This is a genomic window from Xenorhabdus siamensis (genome assembly GCF_037996745.1).
GTDB classification, from domain to species: domain Bacteria; phylum Pseudomonadota; class Gammaproteobacteria; order Enterobacterales; family Enterobacteriaceae; genus Xenorhabdus; species Xenorhabdus indica.
This window is the reverse complement of sequence record NZ_JBBMXE010000002.1, coordinates 25,725-42,130: the sequence shown is the minus strand read 5'-3', so window position 1 is coordinate 42,130 and position 16,406 is coordinate 25,725. Positions and strand designations below refer to the sequence as shown.

Genomic DNA, 16,406 nt, shown 5'->3' with positions numbered 1-16,406 from the left:
CTGGTGGCAGATATTGCCACCGTTTTTCACTGGACTCCGGCAGACACAGATGAAATGTCATTGTCGGAATTATTGGACTGGCGACATCGGGCCATTTTAAGAAGTGGTGCAGAAAATGAGTAATACACAGTCGCAGCTTAACAAAGTACTGAGTACTGTTGGTAAGCTGACCAGTTCCTTTAAACCTTTTCAACAGCATCAGAAAAAACTGGTAGGTTCAGTAGATAAAATTTATAACCAGTTTAAAAAACTCAATAAGAGTGTTGAAAAATTAAAACCCATTGTAGGTTATGCGCAGGAAACTGCGCGTATGCGTGCCGAACTTAAGGCTTATAATCAAACAATTAAACAATCTTTTTCTGTGCGGCAGAATTCCCCAAAAGTGATACAGGTAAGTGCTGCCAGCCAATCAGCTAATATGGTCCAAATAACCCAGAGTGTCCAACAGGAAAATTCATCCAGTAAAAAAAATGAATTTAATCTTGGTGTGACCGGGAATATGACTAACAATTTTAAATTGTTAGATAAATTGGTCATTAATATTAATCCTCAGATAACTATTTTATTTGGCATGCTGAATAAAATTAATGGGGTTTTAAATTTAACTGCTGGTTTTGTAAAAGTTACATTCCAAACATTAATTAGTCATATACAAATATTGGGTAATGTCGGCATAAAAGCATTTGACACGTTAAGAGTCAGATTAAATATATTTGCCTTGCTGGGGATTCAGGCATTTGTCGAATTAAGGGCCAGTCTGAACTTTTTTGTACAATTGGGTATTCGGGCTTTTGTGGCGCTAAGAACGAGTTTGCGCTTTTTCGTGCAATTGGGGATGCAGGCATTTGTCGAATTAAGGGCCAGTCTGAATGTCTTTGTGCAATTGGGTATTCGGGCTTTTGTGGCACTAAGAACGAGCTTGCGCTTTTTTGTGCAATTGGGGATGCAGGCATTTGTCGAATTAAGAGCAAGTCTGAACTTTTTTGCGCAGTTGGGAGTTAGTGCTTTTATCGAACTAAAAGCCAGTCTGAATATTTTTGCGCAGTTGGGCATTAAGATTTTTGTTGATCTGAGAGTTAGTCTGAATAAATTTGCAGAATTAGGCCGTCAGGCACTGGAAACATTAAAGACCAGCTTGAATACTTTTGCGCAGTTGGGCATTAAGGCTTTGGCGACGCTGAGATCCAGCCTGAATAGGTTTGCAGAATTAGGTAGCCATGCACTGGAAACATTAAAGACCAGCTTGAATGCTTTTGTACAGTTAGGGATTCAGGCTCTGAATAAATTAACATATCCTTTGGATATGTTTGTCCAGTTAGGAATCAAAGCTTTTGAAGAGTTAAAAGCCAGCCTCAATTTCTTTGCACAATTAGGCGTTCAAGCGCTGGATAAAATAAAATCCAGTTTGGATACGTTTGTTCAGTTGGGACTCAAAGCTTTTGAGGAATTAAAGGCTAGTCTGAATTTTTTTGCACAATTAGGTGTTCAGGCGTTGGATAAGTTAAAGTCCACACTGGATGCATTTGTGCAGTTGGGGGTTCAGGCACTGAATAAATTAACGGCCCCACTGGATATATTTGCACAACTGGGCACTCAGGCGCTGGATAAATTAAAGTCCACACTGGATGCGTTTGTGCAGTTGGGGGTTCAGGCACTGAATAAATTAACGGCCCCACTGGATATATTTGCACAACTGGGCACTCAGGCGCTGGATAAATTAAAGTCCACACTGGATGCGTTTGTGCAGTTAGGGGTTCAGGCGCTGAATAAATTAACATCTCCTCTGGATATATTCGCTAAATTGGGTATGCAGGCTCTGGAAGAATTAAAAGCCAGCCTCAATTTCTTTGCACAGCTAGGCGTTCAGGCACTGGATAAATTGAAATCCAGTCTGGATATATTTACCCAGATTGGAGTTCAGGGACTGGAAGAATTAAGAGCCAATCTGAATAGATTTGCGCAAGTCGGTATTCAGGCTATGGAGAATTTAAGAGATGGCTTGAAAGCATTCGCACAATTCGGAACCGAGGCTTTGGAAGCACTAAGAGCCGCCATGGATTTTTTTGGTAAAACCGGGGATAAGGTTTTTGGCTCACTGAATAATGGTGCTGATTTGTTATCTAACAAAGGTAATAAGGATACTTTTGGAAAACAAAGAAGAGACATAGGTGCATTAGGGAATATTGGTCAAAAAGTTTTTGGTGTTTTGGGTAATGGCATAAATATTCTGGCAAGTGTTGGTGTAAAAGGCCTGTCTTTTTTAAGTGGTGCTTTCAGCGTGTTAGGTAAGGCAATACTGTTTATTGGCCGGGCTATGATGGCAAACCCAATTTTTGCTGTTATTGGTGTTATCGCAATGGCTGCTATTTATATTTGGCAGAATTGGGAATCATTAGGGCCAAAATTCACTGCTTTATGGGAGGGCGTAAAAAATATCTTCGGTATTGCTTGGGAAGGAATTAAAAACCTTGTCAGTATGGCGTGGGAAGGTATTAAGAATTATTTCATGAGTGGTGGGTTAATTGGCATTATTTACCAAAACTGGGACACCATTAAACAAAGTGCCTCAGAAGCCTGGGAGTTTGTTAAAACGATAATAAGTGGGGCTTGGGAATCTGTTAAACAGAGTACATCTGAAATCTGGGAGAGCGTTAAAAAATCAATTTCAGATAAATGGAATGAAATTGTTGCTGATGTTCAGGCTATTCCTGAAAAATTAAAAACGGCTGGGTCAGAAATGATCGATAATTTGCTAGTTGGTATTCAGGAGAAGTGGGGAAACCTGAAAAGTAAGTTTTCCTCAATTACAGATTTTTTTAAATCGTGGTGGTCTGGCGATGATGAAAAGGAAATTGCCGTAAAAACATCGCAGGAAATTACTAAGAGCGACACAATACAACAAGCGGCACAAATTACTAAGAATGACACAACACAACAAGCGGCACAAATTACTAAGCACGATTCAGGAGGATTTATTCCAGCCGGGAAGCTAGGCCTCGTGGGTGAATTTGGCCCTGAAATTATCAACGGCCCTGCCAATGTTACCAGTAGAAAAAATACGGCAAAACTGGCTGCTTTGGGGCTTGCCGTCAGCTCAATGTCATTGCCTGCTGCGGCGCAGGGTGCCCCGTTGCACGCACAAAGTTTACCTGCTCATGCTTATGAGGAAGTTCAGGCAAAACGAGAGCGGAGCCAGCCACAGCAATACAGTGGCGCAACACCGCAATATAACATTTATGTCTATGGCTCTCAGGGACAGTCCGCTCAGGATATCGCCCGTATGGTCAGACAGGAACTGGAACAACGAGAACGTATGCACCAGGCCCGTATGCGTAGCTCACTTTCTGACAGAGGAGAAGATTTCTTATGATGGCTGCACTTGGTTTATTTGTTTTTATGTTGAAAACCACGCCATACCAAAGTTTTCAGCATAAACAAAGCTGGAGACATGCCTTTAATAGCCGTGTGGGAGCACGGCCTGCATGGCAATTTGTGGGTTCAGATAACGATACGATTACATTATCGGGAGAACTTTATCCTGAACTGACTGGCGGTTCGCTTTCACTGACTGCATTGAAATTGATGGCAGATAGTGGCAAAGCGTGGTCTTTTATTGATGGCAGTGGCTCGATTTACGGCATGTTTGTCATTGAAAGTATTGATGAGACCAAAACCGAATTTATGTTAGACGGGGCGCCCCGCAAGATTAGCTTTACGCTGACTTTACGGCGGGTAGACAACAATCTGTTTGAGATGTTGGGTGATTTGCAGGATCAGCTATCTGACATCAAGGATAAACTATCTAGGTCGCAGAGTAAGTTTTCTGAGCTTAAAGATCAGGCCAATGGATAAAGTTAAGGAAGTATTCTCATGATAGATTTCAGTCAATTGACACCAAACACGGATTGGATTCCCAAATTTGATTTGATTATTGGGAAAACGGGGGCGCCAGCTTTTCGGTTGGAAACTAATAGCAAAGATATCACAGGAAAAATTCAGTCACGTTTAATGTCATTAACACTGACAGATAACCGTGGATTGGAATCAGATCAGCTCGATATTGAATTGGATGATGCAGATCACGAACTTATTTTTCCTTCCCGAGGCGATATTTTGACATTGGAACTGGGGTGGCATGGTCACACTTTAACGCCAAAGGGAAAATATGTCGTTGATGAAATTGAACATTCAGGTGCACCTGACCGATTGACTATCCGCGCTCGTAGCGCGGACTTTCGTGGTGACCTGAACGTTAAGCGTGAAGCTTCTTATCATAAACTCACGTTAGAGAACATTGTGAGTACGATTGCTACGAGAAACCAACTGAAATTTAAAATCAGTGAGGAATTGAAAGGGATCTCTGTGCATATTGATCAAACTAACGAATCTGACGTGAGCTTTTTAACGCGGGTAGCTAAGCAGGAAGGCGCGATTGTTTCAGTTAAAAATGGCGAATTGCTGTTTATTTGTCAGGGAAAAAATAAGACTGCAAGTGGTACGCCTATTACTCCTGTTGTGATTACACGTGAATCAGGGGATAGCCATCGATTCTCTCTGTCTGATCGTGAAGCTTATACTGGTGTGATTGCTCAATGGTGGGACACAGGTACAGCATCTAAACAGACAGTCACCTATCAACGACAGGAGTCGACAAAAACAAAAGTTGATGTCTCTGTCCACTATGAAAGTAGCAAAACTAAGTCATCAACTAAAAATCATTCTCAGATAAGTAATAAGCCTTATAAACATAATGATTCATCTAAACATGAGGATAGAGAAAAACTAAAAAAAGAAAAAAATAAAAATTCGGGTGTTACTAACTTGTCGAAAAAAAATCCTAAACCGAAAGAAGGGAAGAAATCTCCTTATGATAGGACTCGTTATACAGGAGGAAATCGGCATGACAAAAATAGGCGTAGAGGTGAACGTCATTTCTATGAAGAACAACGAGAATCTGTGCATGAATCTCATCAAACAACGGCGACCCAACAACAAAAACAAGAGTATTTGCAGGGAACAGCGGAAAATATACTGACACTTTCGCGGATCTATCACAACAAAGCAGAGGCAGAACGTGCTGCCAAAGCAGCCTGGGAAAAAATTCAACGAGGTACAGCGCAGTTTTCTATCACTTTGGCTAGAGGACGTGCTGACATCTATCCTGAAACACCAGTTCTGATTAGAGGGTTTAAACCACAGATAGACGAAACTAATTGGACGATAGTTAAAGTGACTCATAATCTCAATGACAGTGGTTTTACAACATCTTTAGATCTTGAGATTAAGCTTGATGAAATAGAAATCAAACCAGAGGATACCAAAATAAACACTTGATCTCAATATGAGAACTTTGATATATTGTTCACCAGACGAGATGGTGTTATTTCATTAAAAACAATGCTTTCAAGAAAGGTGAACAATTATGATTAAGTGTCCTCTGTGTGGTCAGTCAGCACATACTCGTAGCAGCTTCGAGCATTCCAGCCAAACAAAGGAGCGCTATAACCAATGCCAGAATATCAATTGTGGGGCAACGTTCGTCAGCCATGAAACGTTTGTGCGCTTTATCTCTAAGCCGGGGGAAGTTGAAAGTGTTACGCCACATCCAAGGGTAAAAACGAAAAGACAACCTCGCCAGAAAGCTGTTGCACAAGCGGCTGTAAGCCAATAAATAATGAAGAAACCTTGCTCCAGTTTTTGCCACCTTTATGGTGGCTTTTTTTGTAGCTGCTTGACAATGATGAGTTCTTGAATTGAGAACTTTATTATAGGGAAATGACAAATAAATTAGTGCTTTCATGAGACGCCCGCTTTTCAGCGTAGCAGGCGTCGGTCTATGGCAGGGTTACTTCTGAGATTCTGCTTGCAAAATTCTTTGCATCTCGTCCTTTATATGTAATTTTTCTTTTTTTAATCGCACAACTTTTTCGTTATAGCCGGCTCCGTTCGGGCCTTCAAGTTGCGATATCTCGTGGTCAAGGCGGTTATGTTTTTCAAACAAGGATTGGAAACGGGGGTGAGATTCTTTTAGGTTAGATACTAAATTGTGATCTTCTGGAAACATGAGACCTCCTATACGAAGTTTGCTACCACACTATGAGTGTAGCAGCTCATTGTAATATCAGATTTGAGAAATATCACATAAAAAATATTTTGTAGAAACTATGTATCTTTATGATTATTAATGTAAATTTATTTTGTGTCCGAAAAGAGTAGCTTTCATCTAAAGGAATAGTGGTAAAAATCAGTGTCTTGCCAAAAAAGCATAATTTCTTTAGGGATTTTCGTTGTTATGATCCTTTTGCATTGTTAAACATATCAAGAGGTGAAAAATGAAAAAGTATCTACTTGCTTTAGCTGCTATGACTGTTTCTGTTTATGCTCAGGCTGATAAACTTGAAAATGTAGCTCCTTATCCTAAAGCTTCAAAGGGTATGGTTCGCAGTGTGATTACATTATCACCTGAAAAGAACGAAAATAATTATATGGTAGAGTTGATAATTGGTAAGGATATGCTGGTGGATTGCAATCATCACTCATTCGGCGGCAAGTTTGAAACGAAAAACTTGGAAGGCTGGGGATATAATTATTACGTTCTGGATAAAGTCATGGGGCCTTTCTCAACCAAGATGGCATGCCCTGATGACAAGAAAACTATGAAATTCGTTCAGGTGAATTTAGGAAAAGATGCAGCTGTACGTTATAACAGTAAATTACCAATTGTAGTATATACACCAGATACCATGAAAGTGAAATACCGCATTTGGCATGCGTCAGATAAGATCAATAACGCGGTACAGAAATAAATTATTAATTAAATAGATCAGCGACCTGAGTTTGTTATTATTAAACTCAGGTTGTTATGTATTTAATATGATTGTTGTGTACCTCAGATTAATTTATTCATCATGGTAAATGACTTATTGCCTACTTTCCATTAGGTTCAGATATCTTCTATCTGGATAATTATCAAATCATCATTCGTCGTGTTTTTCTGTCATTTATTTTCTTCTGACAGTTCCTTGCACATACTTAAAAATACTAACTAAACTTTGTTTGGATTTTTTTGCATTCATGAAAATATTATTGAGGATTTATAGGATGTTTAAAAAATTATCAGCAGAGTTCTTTGGAGCTTTTTGGTTAGTATTTGGAGGGTGTGGAAGCGCTATTTTAGCCACGGCATTTCCACAGCTAGGAATAGGTTTTGTGGGGGTATCTCTGGCTTTTGGTTTAACTGTTTTGACAATGGCATATGCTGTCGGCCATATTTCCGGTGGACACTTTAATCCGGCTGTGACATTGGGATTATTTGCTGGTGGGCGTATTTCAGCTAAAGATGTTATTCCTTATATTATTGTTCAGGTAATCGGAGGAATTGCAGCCGCTGCGGTACTTTATCTGATTGCCAGTGGTCAAAATGGTTTTAATGCAACAGAGAGTGGATTTGCATCCAACGGTTATGGAAAGCACTCTCCTGGGGGATTTTCATTACAATCTGCAATTATTATTGAATTGGTGTTAACGGCATTTTTCTTGATCGTAATTTTTGGAGTAACAGATAAAAATGCACCAACGAAATTCGCGCCATTGGCAATTGGTTTGGCATTAACTTTGATCCATTTAATCAGCATACCTGTGACAAATACGTCAGTTAACCCTGCAAGAAGTACAGCAGTTGCGATTTTTCAGGGAACCTGGGCTATAGAGCAGTTATGGTTATTCTGGTTGGTTCCATTAATTGGAGGGATTATTGGTGGTTTAATATATCGCGGGCTATTACAAAAAAATGAGTAAATCATGGAGATTTTTATATTTTGAAATGCCACACAATTGTGTGGCTTTCTTTTAAGCATTTTTGTGATAATTTCTTTGCACAGCTAATTTTTCTGAAAAGGAAAAGAAGATGAAAGCAGCGATAGAGTGGAGACGTGACGAATATTGGATCACAACGGATAAAAATAAAATTGATGTGAAATTTGTTCACAGTAATCTTACGCAATTATTTTGGGCTCGTGGAATTGAATTTGAAAAATTTAAAACTGCAGTAGAAAATAGTTTATGTTTTGTATTATTTCATCACGATAAAGAAATTGGGTTTGCCAGATTAGTAACTGATTTTTCTATTTTTTCTTATATTTCAGATGTATTTATTATTGATGAGTATCAAAAGAAAGGATTAGGACGTTGGCTAATAGCGTGTATTTTGCAGCACCCTGCTATTACTCAGGTAAATCATGTGGCATTAGTAACTTCTAATGCGGGTTGGTTATATAAAAAATTTGGATTTGTGCCTGTCACAGAACAAGATTTTGTATGGACGTTGGAGAAAACCCAGAATAATTAGGTTGCGTTGTGGCAGCAAGGGAACGCATTCCCGGAAGCCTTGTAAACGGTGATGCGTTCATAGAGAAGGGCATAAACCTATCAAAGTCATAAAACAGCCATCATTGACTATACCCTTCATCTTTTAATTCGTTCCAATGGCTGATAATTTGCCCTACGATACCATAATCACGAGCTTCTTCCGGCCCCATCCAGAAATTACGGTCAGTGTCTTTTGCCACTTTATCAATAGGATGTCCGGTAGCTTCACTGATAAGCTGATTTATCCGGCCACGGATTTTTAATATTTCTTTTGTTTCAATTTCGATGTCGGAAGCTCTTCCCTGAACGCCTCCCAAAGGCTGGTGGATCATAAAACGAGTATTAGGAAGGGAATAACGATTCTCTTTTTTGGCGGCAAGGAAGAGAGTAATACCGGCGCTGGCAACCCAGCCTGTGCCAATCATGAATACTTCTGGCCTAATAAATTTGAATATATCATGCAGAGTATCTCCGGATTCAACGTGTCCCCCCTGGCTGTTAATGAAAATTTTTATCGGATGATTATTGATTTCTTGTAATACAAGAAGTTGAGTCACGACTTTTTCAACCAGCAGTTGATTGATCTCACCTGAGATGATAATGGAGCGTGATTGAAGTAGTTTATCGTGAAAAAGTGACTTAGAGGTATTGCTTTTTTCTGGCTTATTATCAGGAACATTATATGTCATTTTATTTCTACTTGATTAAAATTGTTAATAGTAATAAATAATATATCATATAAAAAAATTTTCTATATAAAAAAGACTAAATTGAGAAATTAAAATTTCTAATTAGTTTAATTAGGTGAGGTTTTCTCTTTGAATTATTTTTTTTAAAGTTTTTTTTCTTTACTTACAGATATTAACTATCTATATTATTTTGCATATGTACATGTAATAAAATACATTATATACAAGGAATATTATTATTTATGTATTATATGATTGTCATGTATGATTAATGTTAATCAGTTGTCATGTGTGATTAATATTAATCAGATATCATTTTATTTATTTTTATAGAGGAGGTTGCTTGTAATAATGTTTTCGGCAAGCTTAAGTTTGTCACCTTTTTATTACTTATCTGATTTTTTCGGCGTAACTTATTGTTTAGTTGAGTGAATTTAATATTCCTGAGTTTTGTGATTCTTATATTAAAAAAATTATAACCTTATAACTTTTCAGCTTTTTTGAAATTTTTATTGGGTTATATTAAATAATATTATTAGTCAGTATCTAAATCTAATGCAGATATTCTGTAGGTGGGAATTATTTGTATTAAGGTAAATGTAATAAGCTAGGAATGAATTATGAAATACTTTGATATAGAAAATGTGTCAGGAAAAATCTTGCAGGAATTATTGCAATATCGACGTCGTTTCCCAACATCTGAACATACAATTGAAAATGAGGAAAAGTACGTTGCCGAGGTTCAGTTACCACGTATTTGTGCCTTTGTTGAACAAGGCAAAACAATTAAATGTATCTTGCCCGCGTTTCCGACAAAATCACCAAATCCCCGTAAAGTGTTGGGCGTTATGCCTGATATGGCAGAAAAGTTATCGCTGATTTTTTTAAATTCTTTATGTCAACGTATTCAGCTTTATTACCCTCCAGGGGCGCATATTGTTATTTGTTCTGATGGGCATGTATTTAGTGATCTGATACGGGTCAATGATAAAACTGTTACTCTTTATCAATTGGAAATTGAGAAACTGTTACATGAATTGGGATTAACTAACCTCTCGGTATTTAATCTCGGTAATGTTGAGTCATTAACTCAATATACCAGCGATTACGATCAACTACGTGAATTGCTGGTCAGTAACTATGCTTATTCTACCGAGGAGATTAAAGCCACATTGAAAGAAAGTGAAGAGGGTGTTCAATTATATCGGGCGATCACTCGTTTCCTTTATGAAGATAGCTTATTACCTGAATATATCGGTTCTAAAAATGCTTTGCAGAAAGATGCCCGCCACCGTTCTGTTGGCGTGATCCAACGTAGTTGGGCTTGGGGGAATCTGCTGTCAGAACAATTCCCTGATGCCATCCGTCTTTCTATCCATCCTCAACCTATGGACAATATTAAAATCGGCATTCATATGATGCCTACCCGAGATGACTGGTTGACTCCATGGCATGGTGTTGCAGCCAATATCAATGGTCAGTTTGTGTTGATGAAAAGTGATGAAGTGAAAAAAATGCAAGGCAAATTGGTCGAAATTCGTGGTGTTCCCAGCCATTACTTGATCGAGGGTTTTCATGAAATAAATCAACAGGATGTACCTCTAGCGACTACATTATAGAATAAGCAAACAGCTTAGGAAGACCTTTATCCTCCATCGTTATACTGCACTTTGAGAAAAAGCATTATGTATACAGATAAACTCGATTGTCACATTGAGCCGATTACCCCTTTTGGTGTAATGATTACGCCAAATTGGCCTGAGCAGGATGTAACCACACTGCCTGTTGATACTTTACGTGAGTTAGCTCGTACTCATTTACTGGTTATATTACGCGGTTTTTCTTCCGGTTTTACAGATCCAGAAAAGTTGACTGAATACTCTCGCCGTTGGGGAGAAATCATGATGTGGCCTTTTGGCGCTGTACTGGATGTGATGGAACATCAAGACCCTTCTGACCATGTATTGGACAGTACTGAAATCCCTCTGCATTGGGATGGGATGTATAGAGAAACTATTCCGGAATTTCAGATATTCCACTGCGTTTCAGCACCAGAAACAACTCAGGGTGGTCGAACTACATTTGTTAATACTGAACAGTTGGTCCTCGATGCCAGTGAAGATGAACGCCATAGCTGGAAAAATACTCTTGTCACTTACCGTACAAACCGCGTAACACATTATGGTGGTGAGGTAGTTTCTCCACTGGTTTGTCTTCATCCTGATGGTGAGAAATGGGTAATGCGTTATAACGAACCGATGGCGGTTGGCGGTGAAAAATATTCTGATCATCACACAGTGAAATTTGCTGGTTTTTCACCAGAGCAACAGAAGGTTTTGGAAAAAGATCTGAAGATTAGGCTTTATGAGCCGCGCTATTTCCTTGCTCATCAATGGCAAACGGGTGATATTGCTATTAGTGATAACTTTACTTTACTACATGGCAGGGAATCTTTTGTTACTCGCTCATCCCGCCATCTCCAAAGGGTACATATACATGGAACACCAATATGTAATAACACCAGCTTTAAGACTATTGCCACGCCGCCTTCAGATAGTAAGGCAGTTTCATTGAAGGAGATTTGATTTATGGCACGTATTGTTTTGGCAGCAATTGCAACTCCGGGGCATGTTTTTCCCATTTGTTCCATTGCCAGACATTTAATAGAACAGGGACATAATGTAACAATATTCAGTGGTTCTCTTTTTCGGCAGCAGTCGGAAGCGCTAGGGGCGAGTTTTGTTGCCTTTGATCCGAGAGCGGATGTTGATTACCGTTATTTGGAAAAAAAATTTCCTGAACGTGGACAGCATCCGCCGGGAAATGCCCAGACGTCGTTTGCTCTTAAGCAATTTTTTGCGGGGCCGATCCCTGTACTATATCCTCAATTGCAACAACTGGTTGCAGATGCTGATTTGCTGATTGTTGACAATACGTTCTATGCTGTATTGCCCTTATTACAACAGCCTGCTTATGAACGCATTCCTGTCATGGTGATTGGGGTAAGTCCGCTGTTATTGTCATCTCGGGATGCCATATTCTGGGGGGCACGTATACCGCCCGAATTGCTTCCTGCTGATTTAAAACGTGAACAGTTGGTGGATAAGGAAACTCACGAGCTGATTGCGCAAGTCCAGGAAGCTTTTAACACAGCTTTGGCCACAGTGAATGCTCCTTTACTGACACAGGATTATAACGATGTCATTCTGAAACAATCTGATCGTTTCCTGCAATTGGCAACTCAGTCGTTTGAATTTCCGCGTGATGATCTGCCGGAAACACTGGATTTTATTGGTGCGCTGAAAGTTGATGTACAGGATGATAAAAAAGAGTTGGAATGGCCTGATGAGAGTTTGCCACTTATACTGGTTACCCAAGGTACATTGGCGAATGTTGATTTTAATCAGTTAATAATACCAACTTTTCGTGCCCTAGCGAACTTACCCGTACGCGTTTTGGCTATCACTGCAGGAAGGCCGGCTGAAATGTTGGGAGAATCAATACCGGATAATGTCAGAGTGGTAGAATATCTTAACCTGAATTCTGGATAAGAAATTGACGAGAGGCCTGTTCCAGGAGCAAAGTTTTGGTGAAAGCCTAAAACGACTCCGGGGAGGAACAGGCCATGGACAAGTTAGTTGAAATTTTCTGCGATGTCGACGACTTTTGTCGTCTTTTCATCCCCCAGTGGGCGCAGTTTTGTCTCGATAACGGATACCGCCTGCGCCGCAGACAAGGCCGCATGTATCCCAGTGAAATCATGACAATTTTAATCCTCTTTCAGCGGTCGCATTACCGTGATTTTAAAAACTTTTATTTGGAGCATATCTGGCAATACCATCACCGCGACTTCCCCTCCTTGCTCAGTTATACCCGTTTTATCAGCGTTGCCCCGTCCGTTTTGGTCCCCTTATCCAGTTATCTGACTCAATTAAAAGGAAAACCGACAGGCATTGCTTTTATCGACTCCACGAGTTTGCGCGTTTGTCATAACATCCGTATTCCTCGTCATAAGGTCTTTCAGGGCATAGCGCAACGCGGAAAAACCTCAATGGGATGGTTCTATGGGTTCAAATTACACCTGATTATTAACCATCTGGGCGAAATTTTAGCGCTTAAAGTGACCCCGGGTAATGTGGATGATAGGGAGCCTGTACGCGAATTATCAAAAGATCTCACGGGTTCTCTTTACGGCGACAAAGGATATCTGAGTCAGGAATTGGCGGATGATTTAGCTAAAACGGATATCACCTTTATCACGAAAAAGCGCCGCAACATGAAAGCGCTTGCACTGGCTGAGTGGGATAAGGTTATGCTTAAAAAGCGTTTTATCATTGAAACGATTAATGGACAATTAAAAAACGGCTCTCAATTAGAACATTCTCGTCACCGAAGTATAACCGGTTTTTTGTTAACCATTTTAACGGGATTGATTGCTTACTGCCTTAAAGAGAAAAAGCCATCACTGAAAATTTTCTACTCAGAAGAAGATATTTCAGTAATAGCTTAAGCGGAATTGGGGTTATCTTAACTTTGAATACTGGCTTCCCCGTTCAGCAATTTTTATTACTAATGGTGGATATGGTTCTCTCAATGCAGCGATGCGTCATGGTGTACCTATGGTTGTGGCTGGTACAGGAGATGGTAAGCTGGAAGCGGTTGCCCGTGTTATTTGGGCACGCTGTGGTATCAGCTTGAATACAGATACACCGAGTGAACAACAGATCTATCAGGCAGTCACACGGATACTTTCTTCTCCTGAATGGTATCAGCAGGCGCAGAAACTTAAGGCTGATTATGCTGCTCATAACGCTCTGGAATCTATTACATTCCATGTTAATGAATTGCTTGCACAGTCGGTTTAAGTAGTGACAGAGATCATAGTTTAATTTCAAGTTGCAGATTTGTTGGCTGCAACTTGAAAAGCAAAAAGGATAGGAGAAATGATTTTGAAAAGTATCAGGTTTTTTCTCGAATACCTTCCAACGAAATATTCAGTTCAACTTCCTGAGATTTGGGCCCTAAATCAGTTTTAATATTAAAATCTTTCAATTTAAGTTTCCCGTTAGCTTCAAATCCTGCGCGATAGCCTCCCCACGGATCTTTACCTTCGCCCATTAGTCGTGCTTGCAGCGTTACTGGTTTAGTCACACCATTCAATGTCAGATTACCGATAATTTTGTAGTGCTCTCCCTCTTTCTCCACCTTGGTTGAAGTAAATTTGGCTTCCGGATGTTTTGTGGTATTTAAAAAATCGGCACTGCGTAAGTGCTTATCGCGTTCAGCATGGTTTGTCTCTACGCTATCTGTTTTAATAACGACATTGACCTTATCATCTGTTGGATTGTTTGCATCGAAAGTAAAATCACCATCAAATTTTTTAAAGCTACCATAAAGCCAGCTCATACCTAAGTGCTGGATACGAAATTCGATAAAGGCGTGTTGGCCGGCAGTATCAATTTTATAGTTAGCAGCGATTGCTGAGCCTGCACTTATAAATAAAGCACCTGCTGTCAGGCCAATTAGCGTCTTTTTCAACATAATGATTCTCCATAATTTATTTTGAGTCGGGTGGGAGTCCAAACATTCTTTTTAGCGTACTATCGCGGTCAATAAAGTGATGCTTCAGAGCTGCAAGTCCATGTAATAGCGAAAGCACAACGACTAGCCAGGCAAGATAGAGATGGATAATACCGGCTGTATCTGCTTGTATTCCTTGTTTTGCCAGTGTGGCGGGGATATCAAACCATCCAAAAACACTGATAGGTTGACCATCCGCTGTGGAGATAAAATATCCGCTGAATAAAATGCCAAACAAGGCGATATAAAGAGTGAACTGAACCAATTTTGAACTGATCCGCGTAAGTTGGCTGTAACTACTCAGGGGTTTTGGCGGAGGAGAAATAAATCGCCAGATAACGCGAATGGCCATAATAATAAAAATTAAAAAACCGATGCTTTTATGAAGAGTGGGAGCTCGATGATACCAGGTATCGTAATAACTTAATGTGACCATCCATAACCCTAGTGCAAACATTCCATAAACAGCAAGCGCAATTAACCAGTGGATCAAAACAGAGATATGACCAAATTGCTTGGACGTGTTTTTTAATAACATATCGTTTCCTTATTTTTGATCACTTACAAAATACAATCTTTTAGCATAGATAGTAAACAGAAATGAAAGAAAATGAACATCATAATAGATGGAAGTTTAGTATTATTTTTGTGAATCTTCACCAAATAATTTGTTTAAGAATATCAAAAATTATCAATAATAAAATTAGCGGGTGTACTTTTGATAGAATAAAAAACAAATGGAATATCTATATTCCTATTCGATATATAAAAAAATAAACTAAATTAATTAAACATGGATTGAAAAATCATTTCTCCCTTTAGGGATGCAGTTAAATAATTAAAGAATTAGTGATAATGTTACATGCGTAACTATTTCGAATGTGAAAATAAACAACGTTAATTTATGTATTTATTTACTCATATGGTTAGAAATTGTAATGTTACATGTGCAATATTTCATCACCAAACCCAATATATTTCTAATTTCAGCCAACAAAGCAGTAAATTGAAATATGAAGGGGCTAACAGAGAGAAAAAAAATGTATACATTATGGATAGCGAATAAAAACTATTCTTCCTGGTCACTACGTCCGTGGATTTTACTCAAGGCTCTGAACATTCCTTTCAATGAGCAGTTGAGTTACTTTGAGGATGGCAAAAGTAGTTATGATAAATTCAAAACATTCTCGCCTTCTGGTCTTGTTCCTTGTTTAGTGGATGGTGATATCACGGTTTGGGATTCATTGGCTATTGCTGAATATATTGCAGAGGATCATGTGCGAGTATGGCCAAAAGATCGTATTGCCAGGGCATGGGCAAGGAGTGCTGCGGCAGAAATGCACTCTGGTTTTACGACATTGCGCCAGATGTGCGCAATGAATTGCACAAATACGCTCAAATTAGAAAAAATAGCTCCTGAATTACAAAATGATCTTGATCGTCTTGATACACTCTGGACTGAAGGGTTAAGCAAGTTTGGTGGTAAATGGCTGGCGGGAGATTCGTTTACAGCAGTAGATGCCTTTTTTGCTCCGGTGGTTTTTCGTGCCCGGACTTACGGGTTAACATTTTCGGCTACCAGTCAGGTATGGATTGATCACATGCTTAATCATCCGGCGATGATAGAGTGGATAGAAGCAGCAGTAAAAGAGCCTGTGATAGCATATTAATTATACAGTTGGTTATTTTGGCAGTGGCAAAATTTTTGACCAGCGTACGTAATATACGTACGCTGGTTCAAAACGTGACGCAAATCAAAAGAATAAAAAA

Annotated in this window: 17 protein-coding genes and 1 pseudogene; 14 read left to right on the top strand and 4 right to left on the bottom strand. The window is 39.3% G+C overall.

Annotated elements, in window-relative coordinates; all coding sequences use genetic code 11:
* The 5 genes from AAC852_RS01110 to AAC852_RS01090 all read left to right on the top strand — a co-directional run bounded on the left by AAC852_RS01110 (position 1) and on the right by AAC852_RS01090 (position 5,671).
* Entirely contained in the window at positions 1-123 is a 123-nt protein-coding gene (locus AAC852_RS01110; protein WP_072022032.1) for a GpE family phage tail protein, read from the top strand.
* Entirely contained in the window at positions 116-3,370 is a 3,255-nt protein-coding gene (locus AAC852_RS01105) for a phage tail protein (protein ID WP_340619431.1), read from the top strand. Before AAC852_RS01110 ends, AAC852_RS01105 begins: the two co-directional genes overlap by 8 nt.
* Positions 3,367-3,852 carry a phage tail protein gene (locus AAC852_RS01100; RefSeq protein ID WP_340619430.1) on the top strand — a complete coding sequence of 162 codons (486 nt, stop codon included), beginning with the start codon at positions 3,367-3,369 and terminating at the stop codon, positions 3,850-3,852. The genes AAC852_RS01105 and AAC852_RS01100 overlap by 4 nt, the downstream gene beginning before the upstream one ends.
* 18 nt (positions 3,853-3,870) lie before the next feature.
* The gene (locus AAC852_RS01095) at positions 3,871-5,334 is read left to right on the top strand and encodes a contractile injection system protein, VgrG/Pvc8 family (protein ID WP_340619429.1); all 1,464 of its coding nucleotides are present in this window, start codon (positions 3,871-3,873) and stop codon (positions 5,332-5,334) included.
* An 88-nt stretch (positions 5,335-5,422) separates the two neighbouring features.
* Positions 5,423-5,671, top strand: coding sequence for an ogr/Delta-like zinc finger family protein (locus AAC852_RS01090; protein WP_340619428.1), 249 nt, complete (start codon positions 5,423-5,425; stop codon positions 5,669-5,671).
* 174 nt (positions 5,672-5,845) lie between these two features.
* Here AAC852_RS01090 and AAC852_RS01085 read toward each other — a convergent pair whose 3' ends face one another.
* A complete protein-coding gene (locus AAC852_RS01085) occupies positions 5,846-6,064 on the bottom strand; it encodes an HP1242/YdcH family protein (RefSeq protein WP_047680869.1) in 219 nt (72 codons plus the stop codon).
* A gap of 268 nt (positions 6,065-6,332) precedes the next feature.
* Between AAC852_RS01085 and eco the strand changes: the two genes are divergently transcribed.
* The 3 genes from eco (at position 6,333) to AAC852_RS01070 (ending at position 8,347) form a co-directional block, all read left to right on the top strand.
* On the top strand, positions 6,333-6,806 hold the full coding sequence (gene eco, locus AAC852_RS01080) for a serine protease inhibitor ecotin (protein ID WP_422824244.1): 474 nt from the start codon (positions 6,333-6,335) through the stop codon (positions 6,804-6,806).
* Between the two features lie 295 nt (positions 6,807-7,101).
* Entirely contained in the window at positions 7,102-7,797 is a 696-nt protein-coding gene (gene aqpZ / locus AAC852_RS01075; RefSeq protein ID WP_340619653.1) for an aquaporin Z, read from the top strand.
* A gap of 109 nt (positions 7,798-7,906) precedes the next feature.
* Positions 7,907-8,347: a GNAT family N-acetyltransferase gene (locus AAC852_RS01070; RefSeq protein ID WP_340619427.1), complete on the top strand. Its 441-nt coding sequence runs from the start codon at positions 7,907-7,909 to the stop codon at positions 8,345-8,347.
* A gap of 100 nt (positions 8,348-8,447) precedes the next feature.
* On the opposite strand, the gene AAC852_RS01065 is transcribed toward AAC852_RS01070, so the two are convergent.
* Positions 8,448-9,056, bottom strand: a complete 609-nt coding sequence (locus AAC852_RS01065) for an ATP-dependent Clp protease proteolytic subunit (RefSeq protein WP_340619426.1) — start codon at positions 9,054-9,056, stop codon at positions 8,448-8,450.
* Positions 9,057-9,676: 620 nt separating this feature from the next.
* Between AAC852_RS01065 and pvcA the strand changes: the two genes are divergently transcribed.
* The 5 genes and pseudogenes from pvcA to AAC852_RS01040 all read left to right on the top strand — a co-directional run.
* Positions 9,677-10,675, top strand: coding sequence for an L-tyrosine isonitrile synthase (gene pvcA / locus AAC852_RS01060; protein ID WP_340619425.1), 999 nt, complete (start codon positions 9,677-9,679; stop codon positions 10,673-10,675).
* Between the two features lie 66 nt (positions 10,676-10,741).
* Entirely contained in the window at positions 10,742-11,641 is a 900-nt protein-coding gene (locus AAC852_RS01055; protein WP_340619424.1) for a TauD/TfdA dioxygenase family protein, read from the top strand.
* 3 nt (positions 11,642-11,644) lie between these two features.
* Positions 11,645-12,607 carry a glycosyltransferase gene (locus AAC852_RS01050; protein WP_340619423.1) on the top strand — a complete coding sequence of 321 codons (963 nt, stop codon included), beginning with the start codon at positions 11,645-11,647 and terminating at the stop codon, positions 12,605-12,607.
* A gap of 74 nt (positions 12,608-12,681) precedes the next feature.
* Positions 12,682-13,566, top strand: a complete 885-nt coding sequence (locus AAC852_RS01045; protein WP_340619422.1) for an IS982 family transposase — start codon at positions 12,682-12,684, stop codon at positions 13,564-13,566.
* A 13-nt stretch (positions 13,567-13,579) separates the two neighbouring features.
* Positions 13,580-13,921, top strand: a pseudogene (locus tag AAC852_RS01040) (glycosyltransferase); the annotation flags it as partial.
* A gap of 94 nt (positions 13,922-14,015) precedes the next feature.
* On the opposite strand, the gene AAC852_RS01035 reads toward AAC852_RS01040, so the two are convergent.
* Positions 14,016-14,597 carry a YceI family protein gene (locus tag AAC852_RS01035; protein WP_340619421.1) on the bottom strand — a complete coding sequence of 194 codons (582 nt, stop codon included), beginning with the start codon at positions 14,595-14,597 and terminating at the stop codon, positions 14,016-14,018.
* A gap of 16 nt (positions 14,598-14,613) precedes the next feature.
* Positions 14,614-15,174, bottom strand: a complete 561-nt coding sequence (locus AAC852_RS01030; protein WP_340619420.1) for a cytochrome b — start codon at positions 15,172-15,174, stop codon at positions 14,614-14,616.
* Positions 15,175-15,676: 502 nt separating this feature from the next.
* On the opposite strand from AAC852_RS01030, the gene AAC852_RS01025 reads away from it, so the two are divergent.
* Entirely contained in the window at positions 15,677-16,306 is a 630-nt protein-coding gene (locus AAC852_RS01025; protein ID WP_340619419.1) for a glutathione S-transferase family protein, read from the top strand.
* The last annotated feature ends 100 nt before the right edge of the window (positions 16,307-16,406 follow it).